Annotated in this window: 14 protein-coding genes; 1 reads left to right on the top strand and 13 read right to left on the bottom strand. The window is 59.4% G+C overall.

Going from position 1 to position 13,596, the window contains the following annotated elements; translation table 11 throughout:
• Positions 1-6: 6 nt before the first annotated feature.
• From panC to dksA, 10 genes are all read right to left on the bottom strand, one after another.
• A complete protein-coding gene (gene panC / locus FIV08_RS02380) occupies positions 7-855 on the bottom strand; it encodes a pantoate--beta-alanine ligase (RefSeq protein WP_152437236.1) in 849 nt (282 codons plus the stop codon).
• A complete protein-coding gene (gene panB, locus FIV08_RS02385; protein WP_061333538.1) occupies positions 852-1,646 on the bottom strand; it encodes a 3-methyl-2-oxobutanoate hydroxymethyltransferase in 795 nt (264 codons plus the stop codon). The genes panC and panB overlap by 4 nt, the downstream gene beginning before the upstream one ends.
• Before the next feature lie 119 nt (positions 1,647-1,765).
• Positions 1,766-2,266, bottom strand: a complete 501-nt coding sequence (gene folK / locus FIV08_RS02390; protein WP_152437237.1) for a 2-amino-4-hydroxy-6-hydroxymethyldihydropteridine diphosphokinase — start codon at positions 2,264-2,266, stop codon at positions 1,766-1,768.
• The gene (gene pcnB, locus FIV08_RS02395; RefSeq protein WP_152437238.1) at positions 2,263-3,633 is read right to left on the bottom strand and encodes a polynucleotide adenylyltransferase PcnB; all 1,371 of its coding nucleotides are present in this window, start codon (positions 3,631-3,633) and stop codon (positions 2,263-2,265) included. The genes folK and pcnB overlap by 4 nt, the downstream gene beginning before the upstream one ends.
• Positions 3,626-4,057 carry a hypothetical protein gene (locus FIV08_RS02400; protein WP_228715480.1) on the bottom strand — a complete coding sequence of 144 codons (432 nt, stop codon included), beginning with the start codon at positions 4,055-4,057 and terminating at the stop codon, positions 3,626-3,628. The genes pcnB and FIV08_RS02400 overlap by 8 nt, the downstream gene beginning before the upstream one ends.
• Positions 4,058-4,345: 288 nt before the next feature.
• Positions 4,346-5,743, bottom strand: coding sequence for a sigma-54-dependent transcriptional regulator (locus FIV08_RS02405; protein ID WP_152437239.1), 1,398 nt, complete (start codon positions 5,741-5,743; stop codon positions 4,346-4,348).
• 7 nt (positions 5,744-5,750) lie between these two features.
• Positions 5,751-8,714 carry an ATP-binding protein gene (locus tag FIV08_RS02410; RefSeq protein ID WP_152437240.1) on the bottom strand — a complete coding sequence of 988 codons (2,964 nt, stop codon included), beginning with the start codon at positions 8,712-8,714 and terminating at the stop codon, positions 5,751-5,753.
• Complete coding sequence (locus tag FIV08_RS19670; protein WP_058090701.1) at positions 8,704-8,880, bottom strand: hypothetical protein; 177 nt, start codon at positions 8,878-8,880, stop codon at positions 8,704-8,706. The genes FIV08_RS02410 and FIV08_RS19670 overlap by 11 nt, the downstream gene beginning before the upstream one ends.
• A gap of 4 nt (positions 8,881-8,884) precedes the next feature.
• Positions 8,885-9,802 (bottom strand): tRNA glutamyl-Q(34) synthetase GluQRS, encoded by a 918-nt coding sequence (gene gluQRS / locus FIV08_RS02415; RefSeq protein ID WP_152437241.1) that lies wholly within the window; start codon positions 9,800-9,802, stop codon positions 8,885-8,887.
• 47 nt (positions 9,803-9,849) lie between these two features.
• Entirely contained in the window at positions 9,850-10,290 is a 441-nt protein-coding gene (dksA, locus tag FIV08_RS02420; protein ID WP_058090703.1) for an RNA polymerase-binding protein DksA, read from the bottom strand.
• Positions 10,291-10,467: 177 nt separating this feature from the next.
• Here dksA and sfsA point away from each other — a divergent pair, with 177 nt between their 5' ends.
• On the top strand, positions 10,468-11,199 hold the full coding sequence (gene sfsA, locus FIV08_RS02425; protein WP_152437242.1) for a DNA/RNA nuclease SfsA: 732 nt from the start codon (positions 10,468-10,470) through the stop codon (positions 11,197-11,199).
• Here sfsA and FIV08_RS02430 read toward each other — a convergent pair.
• Genes FIV08_RS02430 through FIV08_RS02440 form a run of 3 tightly spaced genes read right to left on the bottom strand, consistent with a single transcriptional unit; the run spans position 11,183 to position 13,550 of the window.
• A complete protein-coding gene (locus tag FIV08_RS02430) occupies positions 11,183-11,554 on the bottom strand; it encodes a Rieske (2Fe-2S) protein (protein WP_152437243.1) in 372 nt (123 codons plus the stop codon). The genes sfsA and FIV08_RS02430 overlap by 17 nt on opposite strands.
• On the bottom strand, positions 11,551-11,919 hold the full coding sequence (locus FIV08_RS02435) for a pentapeptide repeat-containing protein (RefSeq protein ID WP_152437244.1): 369 nt from the start codon (positions 11,917-11,919) through the stop codon (positions 11,551-11,553). Before FIV08_RS02435 ends, FIV08_RS02430 begins: the two co-directional genes overlap by 4 nt.
• 44 nt (positions 11,920-11,963) lie before the next feature.
• Positions 11,964-13,550 carry an AAA family ATPase gene (locus FIV08_RS02440; RefSeq protein WP_152437245.1) on the bottom strand — a complete coding sequence of 529 codons (1,587 nt, stop codon included), beginning with the start codon at positions 13,548-13,550 and terminating at the stop codon, positions 11,964-11,966.
• Positions 13,551-13,596 lie beyond the last annotated feature (46 nt).

The raw sequence follows: 13,596 nt of genomic DNA on the forward strand, positions 1-13,596 counted from the left end.
CTGGTGTTATCGGGTGACGCTAAGGTTGTCGATTAGCCGGGTGGTCCCTAAAAACGCCGCGACCAGGAGTGTCAGCTCCTGATCTGCTTCGATGGCTGGTTTCAGCGTCTGGCTATTCACAATGTTGAAATAGTCCGGGCGTAGCCCGGCCTTGGCCAGCGTGTCGTTCGCTTCCCGTGCCAGATCGTCAAAATCGGAGCGGCCCTGTTCCAGTTGCGCAGCCACGTTGGTCAACGTCTGATACACCACCGGCGCAATGGCTCTTTCCTCTTCATTGAGATAGCCGTTTCTGGAGCTTTTCGCCAGCCCGTCCTCTTCGCGAACAGTGGGGGCGCCAATAATTTCAACCGGGATCATCAGGTCCCGGGTCAGTTTGCGGATGACGGCCAATTGCTGGAAATCTTTCTCGCCGAACACTGCCAGGTCGGGCTGAACCATGTTGAACAGCATGGTGACGACCGTTGCCACACCCTCGAAGTGCCCTGGCCGGCTGGCACCGCAGTGCCCTTCGCTGACTTCCGGCACAACCACTTTGGTTTGTCGGGCCAGGCCTTCGGGGTAAATCTCGTCCGCCGAAGGCGCGAAAACCAGGGTGTTGCCAGCGGCGGCCAGCTTGTCCTGGTCGTCGGCGAGTGTGCGGGGGTAAGTGTCCAGGTCTTCGTTGGCGCCGAACTGCATCGGATTGACAAAAATGCTGGTGACAACGATATCCGCTGCCTCTGCCGCCTTCCGTACCAGCGAAACGTGGCCCTCGTGCAGATTGCCCATGGTGGGCACCAGGCCAATGGTTTTACCCTGCTGCCGGTAGCTGCGCAGAATGGTTCGGAGTTCTTTGAGTGAATGTACGGTTCTCATGCCTTGAACGTATGCTCCTCGGCCGGAAATGAACGCGCCTTGACGGCCTGGGCGTAGGCGGCGATGGCCTCCGGAATAGAGTTGGTTTCCGCCAGGAAGTTCTTCACGAAGCGGGGTTTGCGGCCGGTGGTGATGCCCAGCATATCGTGCAGCACCAGTACCTGGCCGTCGGTGTCTGCGCCTGCGCCAATGCCGATCACCGGGGCCCGGACGGCCTGGGTGATGCGGGCAGCCAGAGGGGCGGGTACGCATTCCAGAAGGATGACATCGGCGCCGGCCGCTTCCAGCTCGCAGGCATGCTCGATCATGGCTTCGGCAGCCTTTTCGTCACGGCCCTGAACCTTGTAGCCGCCAAACTTGTTGACGAATTGTGGCGTCAGCCCCAGGTGGGCGCACACCGGCACACCGCGCTCACTCAGGGCTTCGATGGTGTCTTTCATCCAGTCGGTACCCTCAAGCTTGACCATGTGGGCGCCGGCGCGCATCAGTTCTGCGGCGTTGTCCAGGGCATCGGTCACGGTGCCGTAAGACATGAAAGGCATATCGGCCATGATCAGTGAACCCTGGTTGCCTTTGGCAACGCAGCTGGTGTGGTAAACCATCTGTTCCATTGTGACTGGCAGGGTGCTGTCATGCCCCTGCAGAACCATGCCCAGCGAATCACCAATCAGGATAACGTCAACGCCGGCCTCACTGACCACATGTGCGAAGGTGGCATCGTAGGAGGTCAGGGCAGAGAAGGCTTCGCCCTTTTGCTTGTATTCCCGCAGGGTATTGATGGTAACTGCCATAAGATCCTTGCCTTTTGGGTGGATGGGCCGGTTCTGGCTCGGGGTCGTCCGAGCTCAGAGCGATAGATTAATGCCGGGGTATATCTGACACAAGAGTAGCATGGGAGTCTGGCTTGGGGTCAGTGACTTCCGGCCTTTGGGGGCAATAATCGAAGCTGGTTGTCCGGGCATGCTTGTCGCAGTGTTTCAATGCTTCGGCCATCGGGCAGCACCAGCTCGGGATTCAGATCGAGCAGGGGCTGCAGCACGAAGTCCCGGTTGGCCAGCTCGGCATGGGGTACGGTCAGTCGTTCGTCGTGGATGCTGTCGTTGCCGTAAAGCAGCAGGTCAAGGTCCAGGGTTCGGGGCCCCCAGTGGCGCAGTCGCTCCCGGCCATGAGCCTGTTCGATGGCTTGAAGATGATCCAGTAGCTGGTGTGGCGACAGCTCCGTGGACAGTTGCACGGCGCCATTCACGAAGTCCGGTTGATCCTGAGGGCCAACCGGCCGGCTGGCATAGAAGGCAGACTGTGCCATCAGGGAGGTGTTGGGCAGGCTGGCCAGTTCGGCAACCGCGCGTGCCAGCTGTGCGGTTGGGTCTTCCAGATTGCTGCCCAGCCCAACATAGGCCACTACCGTCATGCTTGCGGTGGCCTTTTGACCGGGCTGCGTTTGCGGCGCCGTTTACGCGGGGTGCTGGCGGAGCCCAGTTCCGACAGCATTTTTTCCTGCCCGCGTTCATCCAGGCGCTGGAATTCCGTCCACCAGTCGCCGAGGCCCGGTTCGATCTCGCCGGCGGATTCACGTACCAGCAGGAAATCGTACGCAGCCCGGAAGCGCGGGTGGGTCAGCGTGCCAAAAGCCCGCTTGCCCTGGCGCCTGGGCAGGCGCATCTGCATTTCCCAGATCTCTTTCATCGGGCCTGAGAAGCGTTTCGGAATGGCCGTGGCCTGCACCTGCCGGCCAATGACTTTGCCGATGGCGCCATGAAGGGCGGGCTGCACCGGGTCGCCATTATCCTGGCGGCGGCGCCATTCCACTTGTAGGGCCGGCCAGAGCATGGCGGCAAACAGGAAGTAAGGAGTGACGGATTTGCCCTGGGCAATCCGGGCGTCGGTATTGCGCAGTGCCTGGCGAATGAGTTCGTCGGATTCCCCGGCGTCGATGGCCTTGGCGGTTTCCGGGAACAAGGGCGCCAGTAGCCCGTACTCGCTGAGCAAGTCGTAGGTAGCTTCGCCATGGCCCGCCGAGAACAGCTTGAGCACTTCATCAAATAGCCGGGCCGATGGGATGTGAGTCAGCAGTGGAGCCAGTTCCCGGATGGGAGCTTCGGTGTCCGGTTCAATCTCGAAACCCAGTTTGGCGGCAAAGCGGATGGCGCGAAGCATGCGAACCGGGTCTTCACGGTAGCGGGTTTCCGGGTCACCGATCAGGCGGATCTGGCGATTTTTCAGATCGTCAACGCCGTTGGCGTAGTCGATGATGGTGAAGTTGCGGATGCAGTAGTAAAGCGCGTTGATGGTGAAGTCACGGCGCAGGGCGTCTTCTTCCTGGTTGCCGTAGACATTGTCGCGCAACAGCAGGCCATGCTCACTGGTTCTGTGCTCGTCGGCTGCCGGTTCATCTTCGGTGTCCCGGGCGTTGCCCCTGAAAGTGGTCACCTCGATGATTTCCCGGCCGAATACCACGTGCACAATCCGGAACCGGCGCCCGATCAGTCGGGAATTCCGGAACAGGTCGTGAACTTCCTCAGGGGTAGCGTCGGTGGCAATGTCGAAATCCTTTGGCTGTCCGCCCAGGAGGATGTCGCGCACGCCGCCACCCACCAGATAAGCTTCATAGCCGGCTTTGTTGAGCCGATGCAGGACTTTTCGTGCGGGCTCGCTGATCATCGAGCGGGACACGGTGTGCTGATCCCGGGGGATCTCCTGCCGCTGGTAGCGTCGGGCTTTCTTTTTCCCGTTGCCGGGAATGAAGGAGCGTAGTTTTTCTACAAGTCGTTTAGGCATGAAATTCCGTGATTGCGATGCGCAAAGACGGGGATTTTAACGGTTTGCGCAGGAATTGCACATGTTTAGGCAGAAACGGAAATAGAAAAGGTGATTTTTGTTCAGGGGTTGGGGCGCTGAGGGTGGGTCTGTGGGCCAGATAATCAAAAGGCGGATCCGTTTTCACGAACCCGCCCTGAAAGCGTTGACGATCTGCATTGTTTTTGTTGTTGCCGGGATTCTTTTTGATTTTTTTACCCCACCGTGTTGTCCCAACAGTAAGGACATCAAATAACGCAAACGGAAAGCTTTGAATACATAGAGCGGTCAGGAGCAAAATGCGGGCTATGTTGGTAGGTGCAGTGCCGCTTCTGGAGCGATTCTTCTCTACATCTACAACTCGCACATGCCTGGGGACCACTAAAAAGCAAAGTACCCAAAACACTCAGTTCGCTTGCATCCTGTTTTTGTTTTTGTTGCTGGATGCTCATGCAGCTTTTTGTTTTTGTTTTGCCGCTGCGTTGTCACTTTTGTTTTTGTTGTTGTGCGCTAATAAGGGTGCGAAGGCTGTGCCAGTTTTTGAAAATCTTTAATTAACAGAGGGTTATGTTTTTGTGAGAAATAAGTGTTACCCCGTATACGTCTAAAGTGTTACCTGTCTCACGTAACCTGAGCCGGAAGTGTTACCTTGGGGAACGCCTGGTAACAAATGATTTTGGATTCATTTCTTTGTTCAGGAACTTTTCTTGCGGGGAATACCCAAACGCTGGCGCCGTTCCCACAGAGATTTCCGGCTGATGCCCAGTTTCTGAGCCAGCTCGGTTTCGCTCATCCGGTCCTGGTTCTCCAGCACAAAATGCTGAAAGTAGTCTTCCAGAGACAGGTCGTTGGCGGAGTCCGGCTCGCGGGTGCGGGTCTGCTCGTTGTTGCCTTCTACCAAAGTTTCGGGAATGTATTCGTCACTGCCCTCGTTATCGAGGTCCAGCACTGAGGGGGTGATGATGTCTCCGTCCGTGAGAATGGAGGCCCGTTCGATGGCATTTTCCAGCTCCCGCACGTTACCTGGCCAGCGGCACCGCTCCAGCGCCTGCATGGCCTCCGGGCTGAGACTGAGCTCCGGCCGTCCGAGCTTCTCTGCCTGCCGCTTAAGGAAACGGCGGGCCAGGCCCAGAATGTCTGACCGGCGTTCTCGCAGGGGCGGAATTCGGATTTGCATTACGTTAAGCCGGTAATACAGGTCTTCCCGGAATTCTCCGGTGCGGGTCATTGCTTTCAGGTTGCGGTGGGTTGCGGCAATCATGCGCACATCGACTTTCCGGCTCTGGGTGGAGCCGACCTTGCGGATCTCGCTTTCCTGCAGCACCCGCAGTAGCCGGGCCTGGGCTTCCGCTGGCAGTTCTCCTATCTCATCAAGGAACAGGCTGCCGCCATCGGCGGCTTCAATCAGACCGGTACGGGCGGATACGGCGCCGGTGAAGGCGCCTTTCTCATGGCCGAACAACTCCGATTCAATCAGGCTTTCGGGTATGGCGGCGCAGTTTACTGAAATCAGCGGCTTGGTAGCCCGGGGGCTGAGCAGATGCAGGGCTCTGGCCGCCAACTCCTTGCCGGTGCCGGACTCGCCCTGTATCAGGACGGTGGTTTCGGTCGGGGCCACCTTGCGAATCAGCGTGAACACCTTCTGCATGGGCTCGCACTGGCCGTACATGATGGCTGCCGGGTCGGATTCGGTCGCCTGGTGCTGCCCGGTGCTCTCGCCACTGCCGGGCTCAGCAGGCTGCGTACTCTGGCGGGCCAGGATGTTCTCCACGGCTGCGAGCATTTCATCGTGATCAAAGGGCTTGGCGATGTAGTCCACGGCGCCGAGTTTCATGGAATCCACGGCGGAGCGCAGGCTGGCATAGCTGGTCATGATCAGCACCGGGGTGTTGGGCGCCCGGTTGATCATCTCGGTACCCGCCGCGCCGGGCAGGCGCAGATCTGTGATGATCAGGTCAAAGCCGTCCGGTTCCAGGTTGTCCGCTTCCTCAACGGAGACGGCATCCGCCACTTCGTAACCGGCGTGCTGTAGAAGCTTGCGGACCGCGGAGCGGATAATGTCTTCATCTTCAACTATCAGAATACGGGGCATATCGCGTTCACGACCTTTCGTTCGGGGTGCTGTTGCCGGTATCGGTGTCTGGCTCGTAGGCGGGCAGGCGTAACCTTACACAGGTTCCCCGCTGGCGTTCGGTATCGGCCGGGCTTTCCACTTGTACGTTGCCATAGTGTTCTTCAACAATGCTGTACACCAGCGAAAGCCCAAGGCCCGTGCCTTTGTTCGGTGCTTTGGTGGTGTAAAACGGTTCAAAGATATGGTCCAGCTGGTCAGCGGGAATGCCGGTGCCTTCGTCAATCACTTCGATGATAGCGGAGTAGCCATCGCCCTTTCCACTGACCCGAATGGTGCCGCCGTCTGGCGAGGCATCACGGGCGTTGGCCAGCAGGTTGACGAAGACCTGCACCAGGCGTTGCTCATCCCCCAGTATCTGCAGGTTTGCCGGGCACTCATTCATGTACCGGATGCCCATACCCTTGTCACTCAGCGACAACAGGTTGATGGATTCTTCCACGCAGCGGTGGATACTGACCGGCTCATAGCGGTTGGCATGGGCGTGGTTGCCCGTTCGGGCAAAGTTCATCAGTGACTGCAGAATGGCGGAGATGCGTCGGGTTTGCTGCTGTATCTGGTCTGCGGTTTCCAGGATGGACGGGTCGTCGGTTTCCAGTTTCAGGTTCTGGGCCAACGACGAAATACCGGTGACCGGGTTGCCAATCTCGTGGGCAACACCTGCGGCCAGTCGGCCCACGGAGGCCAGCCGTTCACTGTGCATCAGCTCGTCTTCCAGCAACCGGGTTTCGGTCTGGTCTTCCACCAGAATGATAGAGCCACCCTCTGGATGGTCTGGCCCGCTCAGGGCGGCCTTATGAAGGTTCAGCCAGTGGGGCTTGCCGCGCAGGTCCAGCCGGTGTTTGTAACGGTGCAGGTCGTCGCCCCGGTTGAAGTCGTCCAGCAGGGTATGCCAGTGCTCCGGCAGAGCCATGAGTTTGGCGCCGACCACCTCGTCGGCAGAAATGCCGGTGAGCGATTCGATGGCGTGGTTCCACATCAGGATTTCGCCATCCTCACCGACAGAGCAGGCGGGTATCGGCAGGTTCTGCAGGGTCTGCCGGTAGTGGCGCCGCAAGTTGTCGAGCTCCCCCGCCAGGCCGGTGAGCTGGTTCTGGTAGTCGCCCAGCGCCCGTTCCACGTAGCGGATGTCCTGGCCGGTGCCGCCGTGGGTCAGGGGTTTGAAGCCCAGATGGCGTTTGACAATATCCCGGGCCACGGCAGGGCCCAGCAAGCCCGACAGGTTGATTTCAACCTGATCCCGCAGGCGCCTGAGCTGGTAGGGGCGAAACTCCACGTTGGGCAGCTTTAATTGCCCCAGTGCGCGCTCCACTTCCCGCCGGGCCACGGTCGGGCCCAGCGGGTCGGTCAGGTGTTGAACGAAGTCGTTGGAAGATGTTGCCAGCAGTTCCCTACGCTGTGGGCGAGACAGCGCACCCAGGGAGCAGGCCTGTGCCGCGCTGGTTTCTTCCGGAGACGCGGGGCTCAGGATGGAGACCAGTGCAAACACCGAAATGTTGGCCGTCAGGCTGATGAACGTGAACAGATGCCAGTTGTCATAACCCGGAGTGACCGGAAGGTCCAGCCAGGACAGCAGGTCGGCGGCGTAGGAAAACGGCAGCACCAGGGTGGTCATCCAGATGGCCAGGCCGGTCAGCAGTCCGGCGATCAGGCCGCGCCGGTTGCCCTCCGGCCAGTAGATAACGCCGAGGGCGCCTGGTAGCAGCTGCAAGGTGCCGGAGAGCGAGATTGCTCCGAGGATGGACAGGTCCAGGTTCTGGCCAATGGTTTCGTGGAATAGCAGCGCCAGAAACAGGATAACGGCAATGAGCAGGCGTTTTACCCACTGCAGCCACTGATAGATGTCGCCCTGGTCTTTGGGGGTTTTCAGGGGCAGCACAACATGGTTCAGAACCATACCCGACAGCGCCAGGGTGCTGACGATCATCAGTCCGCTGGCGGCGGAAAGCCCTGCGATATACATCAACAGTGTTAGCGCTGGGCTCTCCAGTGCCTGGGCCACCCCGATACTGAAAAACGCCTGGGGCACAACAACACCCAGGGCCTGACCGGCCCAGACAATCAGGGGCACAGGCAGGCCAAGCAGCAGCAGATACAGGGGCAGGCCCCAGCTGGCTTTCGCCAGGGCTCTTGGCGATGGGTTCTCGCTGAAGGTCATATGGTACATGTGCGGCAGGACCAGCGCGGCGGCAAACGACATCAGCAGCAGGGCCCGCCAGCTGCCGTCATTGATCGCCATGGTCATGGTTGCCTCGGGGTGTGAGGCCTGGGCCAACCATTCTTCAAGCCCGTCGGTGCCGCCGAACACACCGAATAACACCACACCACCCAGCACCAGCAGGGCAACCACCTTGACCAGGGAGTCAAAGGCGATGGCCAGCACCAGCCCCTGATGGTTGCCAGAGCTCTGGTGCCGGCGTGCGCCAAAGAGCATGGTGAACAGCACGACGATCAGGCTGAACATCACACTGATGGCTTTGGGTGAGGTGTCAGGCGCGAGCAGGGACGCCGATACCGCAACAGCCTGAATCTGCATGCTCAGCAGCGCCAGAATGGCGGCGGCTGAGCAGAGTGTCACCAGGGTGCCGGCCCACTGGCTGCGATAACGATAGGCAAACAGGTCAGCCAGGGACGTCAGTTGATAAGCGCGGCCGATGCGCAAGATCGGGTTCAGCAACACCGGTGCCAGCAGAAAGGCCCCGGAGATACCCAGATAGTAAGCCAGAAAGCCGTAACCGGATTCCGCGGCCATGCCGATGGCGCCGTAGACTGCCCAGATGCCGGCGTAGACGCCAAGGCTGAGGGTATAAACTAGAGGATGTCGTACCCACTGGCGCAGCAGAGTGCCCCGCTCGGTACTCCAGGCAATGCCGAACAACAGAATCAGGTACAGGAGGCTGGCCAGTAGCAGGCCGCTGGCGCTAAAACTCATTTGGGTCTCGCCGCCATTCGAGCCAGAAGCCGATGGCAATCAGGCCTCCCCAGATCACGTAGGGGCTGTACCAGGCGTTATCTGGTGAGGTCCACCAGTCCAGAATGTTGGGAGAAAAAATATAAATGGCCAGTACCAGCAAAAAGACCAGGCGGTAGATATACATCGGCTCAGTGGTCCGGACGCAAGTGTGTGTCTGGGTTTATACCATGGGCCTGCCGAGATGTCAGGGGGATAGCGTGCCGGCGCCAGTTTTCCCGGCCCCAGGCCAGCACATCGTCCACCGTTGCGTTCAGAAGCGCGGACGGCGGCTGTTGGCCCAAGGCTGCCAGTGCGTTGACCAGGTTGGCTGCGGGCTGTTGGTCATCCAGCGCCGGAGCATGGGTCTGTTTGCTCAGCTTCTGGCCCTGATCGTTCACGATGACGGGAATATGCAGCCACTGCGGTGGCTGGGCGCCAAGAGCACGGAAAATCTGTTGCTGCTGCGCTGTCATGTCCAGTAAGTCGGAGCCCCGCACCACGTGGCTGATGTTCTGGTCGATATCGTCCACCACCACCGCCAGTTGGTAGGCATAGAAGCCCTCCTTACGCAGTAGCACCGGGTCGTCCAGTTCTGCCGCTACTTTCTGTTGCTGATCGCCCAGCAGCAGGTCCTGCCAGTGGCTGAGTTCGTCGGTCAGGGCAAATCGAATAGCGTAGGGGGTATCTCCAGGTGCTGGATGGCCATCTCGGCAGTGGTCCGGATGATAACCGCCGTGCTTTTGGAGCAGTTTTCGGGAGCACCGGCAACGATAGGCTTGATGCCGCGCCAGAAGCTGGCCAATGGCAGCCTGGTAGGCGTCGTGGCGCCGGGATTGAAATCGTACCGGTTCGTCGGGAAACAGCCCGTGGCAATCCAGGGAATGGAGAATCTGGCCGGTGGCCTCGGGGGGCTCCCGTAGCGGGTCCAGGTCTTCGATACGAACCAGCCAGTCGCCACCGGCGGTGCGGGCTTCCAGCCAACTGGCCAGGGCGGTTACAAGGGAGCCGAAATGCAGCGGTCCTGTCGGGGAAGGGGCAAAACGCCCACGGTACCGTGGTTGCTCCATAGAGACTCAGTAAGCCGGCTGCTTATGCGGCCGGCTATCGGTAGGGCTCAGATGCCAGTCTGGCGCTCGCGGATTTCTGCCAGGGTTTTGCAGTCGATGCACAGTGTGGCCGTCGGGCGAGCTTCAAGGCGACGAATGCCGATCTCCACGCCGCACTGATCGCAGAAGCCATAGTCGTCCTTGTCGATGCGGTCGATGGTCTGGTCGATCTTTTTGATCAGCTTGCGCTCGCGATCCCGGGTGCGCAGCTCCAGGCTGAATTCTTCTTCCTGGGTTGCACGGTCACTGGGATCCGCGTAATTTGCGGCGTCTTCCTGCATGTGGTGCATGGTGCGGTCCACTTCTTCCATCAACTCCTGTTTCCATTGCAGGAGCAGATTTTTGAAGTGCTGCAGCATATCAGCACTCATGTAGTCTTCACCCTTTTTCATTTCATAAGGGGTGAAATTGGTAAAACGTTCGCGTGGTTGTTCTGCAGTGTTTGCCATTGAACCCGGCCTCTTGTTTGTACTTCTACAAGAACGCTTTGCTTCCGCCGCGCCAGCACGGTTGCTGCGCGGTTTAACCCTGGATAAAGCATTCGTCCTGAAACGGGAATTTGCGGAAAATAGCAGATTAGTCTCAGGGTGGCCAGCCTTGTGACAACGACTTTTTGCGGAGAGCACATGAAGTTTGCTGAACCTTTGGTGGAAGGGCGCCTGATTCGACGCTACAAACGCTTCCTTGCCGATGTACGTCTGCCCGATGGCGAAGAGGTTACGGCCCATTGCCCGAACACCGGGTCTATGCTCGGTTGCCAGCCGGATAATGCCCGGGTCTGGCTGAGCCGGAGTGATAATCCCAAGCGGAAACTGAAGTTCACCTGGGAGTTGGTAGAAACGGCCCCGGCTGTGTTCGCCTGCGTCAACACCGCCCGTCCCAACGCCCAGGCACGAGAGGCCATTGAAGCCGGGCGGGTACCGGAGCTGGCCGGTTACACAGAGTGCCGGGCAGAAGTGCGATACGGTGATGAGAAAAGCCGGATAGATTTGTTGTTGTCGGGCCATCCGGCGCGGCCAGACGCCTGGGTTGAGGTAAAGAATGTCACTTTGGCGGAAGGTTCGCACGGCTATTTCCCGGATGCGGTGACCGAACGGGGCCAGAAGCACCTGCGGGAACTGATGGTGCAGGTTGCAAAAGGCGACCGGGCGGTACTCTTTTTTGTGGTTAACCACACAGGAATCGACAGGGTGCGCCCGGCGGATCATATTGATGCCCGCTATGGCGAGTTGTTACGCCAGGCGAAGGCCGCCGGGGTCGAGGTGCTGGCTTATCGCGCCGCGCTGTCGGGGCCGGATGGCAACCCGGGAGGCAGGCTGGACCTGACCGAAGCGGTGCCGGTCAGTCTTCAAGCCTGATTTCGATCTGGTCACCGTTCTGGCGTACATCCAGGGCAGTCAGGGCATCGCCCTGGCAGGGCCCGGCAATGCATTCGCCGGTGCCGGGCTTGAACAGCGCGCCGTGGGTCGAGCACTGGATAAACAGGTTGTCGGCGTCCATGAACTTGCCCGGCATCCAGTTCAGTTCGATGCCCAGGTGCGGGCAGAGGTTCAGGTAGGCTTTCGGCTCGCTACCATCCAGAAACACAAAACCGGTCAGGGGCATGCCTTCCGGTTCACGGGCTTTCTGTTTCAGCCGGAACTCCAAAAACGCGCCCGGCACCAGGTCGCTGACCGGGCAAACGGTCTGCCAGGGATTGCTCTGTTCCGTCATTTCGGCAGCAGGGCGTAACGCATTCGGGTGCCGTGGTTCAGCGACATCACGATTTCATCGGCCTCCAGGCGATGGGGGAAATAGCAGCCGGAGATCTTGGCGCTGGCAATGCTGGCGCCCTCCATCCGGGATTTGGAAAAGTCGATGCCGCGCAGGTCGGCGCCCCGGAAATAGGCGTGGCGTAAATCCAGTCCTTTGGCGTCCAGGCCCCTCAAATCCAGCCCCCGGAAGTCGCCATGAGCAAAACTGGGCAGTTCGCTCAGCTTTGCTTTTTCGGCATTGAATGCCTTGATGTCTTCGCTGCGCAGTATTTCATACAGCGGATGATCAATGTGATGCAGTTCGTGTTCCTGAATTTCGTCCATCTCGCACCTCGAATGGAATGACAGCCAAGCATTTCCGGATAAGTTTAGACGCTCTGGCGCGGAGGCAAGCCAAAGTGCTGCCGAATTCGGTCTGCGACCGCTTCAGCTACATGCTCCTGGTCGGTATGCAGGTGCACCGTGTGGGTTTTCTCCTCCACCGTCAGTGGCTCGAACCAGCTTTGCTGTGCATCCAGCAGTTCTTCGGTGGCTTCCGAGGCATCGCCTTTGCGTTTGCGCACCCACTCCCGCCTAAGCTGTTCCGGGGCCTCGCAGTGCAGCAGGGCAAAGGGCACGCCCTGGGCCTCGGCCACCTTGGCAAAGAGCGTGCGTTCGCGTTCTTTCAGGCAGGCCGCATCCACAATGACGGAAAGCCCGGAGGCCAGCAGGTCCTGGGCCAGATTGGCGAGGTGCTGGTAAGTCTGTTCGGTGACTTCCGGGCTGTACAGGTCCGTGCCAACGCCGGATTTGCTGTCGTCCAGCGGTCCAAGGCCGTACAACCGTTTGCGCTCAACATCTGAGCGCAGCCTGATCAGGTTCAGCTCGCCGGCCATGGCGGCACTGACGCAGGTTTTGCCGCTGGCTGAAAGCCCGGTGGTGGCCAACAGGTAATGGTTGGGGATCTCGCCGTAATCTTCCGCCAACTGGGCGTAATCCCGGTATCGTTGCATCAGGCCGGCTCTTTCGTCCTCGCCCAGGCTTGGGTTAGCCATGGTGAACAGGGCGATTTTGGCCCGGACCATCGCCCGGTAAGCCTTGTAGAGCGGGAGCAGCGCCAAGGCTTCGAAATCGCCCCGGTATTCCAGATAGCTGTTCAGCACCAGGTTGGCCAGCAGCGGTTCCCGGCGGGATTCCAGGTCCATCAGCAGAAACGCCAGATCGTTGATGACATCAATCCAGCGGAACGGCTCATTGAATTCGATGCAGTCGAACACCGTAACCTGATCGTTGAACACTGTAATATTGGCCAGGTGCAAGTCGCCATGGCATTCCCGCACCATGCCTTTTGCCCGCCGGCTGGCAATCAGCTCCCGGTGCCGCTCGAAGGTGGTTCGGGTCCAGTCTTCCAGATTGTCCAGCTGCAGCAGCAGGGCGTTGTCGTCCAGCATCGGGCGGATCTGGTCGAAATTCTCTTGCATGGCAGCGAACACCGCTTCCGGGGTACCCAGTGGCTTGTCTTCATCAACGGCGGGCAAGCTATCGTGGAACTGCGCTACCTGGCGGGCCAGGTTGGTGAGCATCTCCGGTGGCAGGTCACCGCGCTCCTGGCGCTTGTCGAACAGCTGGTCCTGGTCGAACTGGCGCATGCGGATGGCGTATTCGAAGGCTTCTCCCTCGCCGCCGATAACAGGCTGCTCCGGTGTGCCGGTAATGGGCAAAACGTCCTGGTACAGTTCCGAGGCCAGGCGGCTGTTGAGCCGGAGTTCTTCCTCGCAGAAGCGCTTGCGGCGCGCCAGAGTGGAGAAGTCCAGAAAGCCGAAATCCATCGGTTTTTTGATCTTGTAGGCGTAGCTGCCGGTCAGTAACACCTGTGAAATATGGGTTTCAATGACCTGGAAGCCCTGTACCGGGTGGTCATACAGTGCCGGGTTTTGCAGTGCCTTGATCAGTGTTTCCGATGGGGTCTCGCTCACGGTGTGCTCCTGGTTCCCTGAACTCATTGATTTTTATCGCTCTGTT

Origin of the sequence: Marinobacter sp. THAF197a (genome assembly GCF_009363275.1) — a bacterium.
Taxonomy (GTDB): domain Bacteria; phylum Pseudomonadota; class Gammaproteobacteria; order Pseudomonadales; family Oleiphilaceae; genus Marinobacter.

What these genes read in the sequence shown, in the direction of transcription:
- dksA (WP_058090703.1), bottom strand. Translation starts at nt 10,290, where the DNA reads ATGGCAAACACTGCAGAACAACCACGCGAACGTTTTACCAATTTCACC.
- FIV08_RS19670 (WP_058090701.1), bottom strand. Translation starts at nt 8,880, where the DNA reads ATGTATATCTACCGCCTGGTCTTTTTGCTGGTACTGGCCATTTATATT.
- panB (WP_061333538.1), bottom strand. Translation starts at nt 1,646, where the DNA reads ATGGCAGTTACCATCAATACCCTGCGGGAATACAAGCAAAAGGGCGAA.
- panC (WP_152437236.1), bottom strand. Translation starts at nt 855, where the DNA reads ATGAGAACCGTACATTCACTCAAAGAACTCCGAACCATTCTGCGCAGC.
- sfsA (WP_152437242.1), top strand. Translation starts at nt 10,468, where the DNA reads ATGAAGTTTGCTGAACCTTTGGTGGAAGGGCGCCTGATTCGACGCTAC.
- folK (WP_152437237.1), bottom strand. Translation starts at nt 2,266, where the DNA reads ATGACGGTAGTGGCCTATGTTGGGCTGGGCAGCAATCTGGAAGACCCA.
- FIV08_RS02435 (WP_152437244.1), bottom strand. Translation starts at nt 11,919, where the DNA reads ATGGACGAAATTCAGGAACACGAACTGCATCACATTGATCATCCGCTG.
- gluQRS (WP_152437241.1), bottom strand. Translation starts at nt 9,802, where the DNA reads ATGGAGCAACCACGGTACCGTGGGCGTTTTGCCCCTTCCCCGACAGGA.
- FIV08_RS02405 (WP_152437239.1), bottom strand. Translation starts at nt 5,743, where the DNA reads ATGCCCCGTATTCTGATAGTTGAAGATGAAGACATTATCCGCTCCGCG.
- FIV08_RS02410 (WP_152437240.1), bottom strand. Translation starts at nt 8,714, where the DNA reads ATGAGTTTTAGCGCCAGCGGCCTGCTACTGGCCAGCCTCCTGTACCTG.
- pcnB (WP_152437238.1), bottom strand. Translation starts at nt 3,633, where the DNA reads ATGCCTAAACGACTTGTAGAAAAACTACGCTCCTTCATTCCCGGCAAC.
- FIV08_RS02430 (WP_152437243.1), bottom strand. Translation starts at nt 11,554, where the DNA reads ATGACGGAACAGAGCAATCCCTGGCAGACCGTTTGCCCGGTCAGCGAC.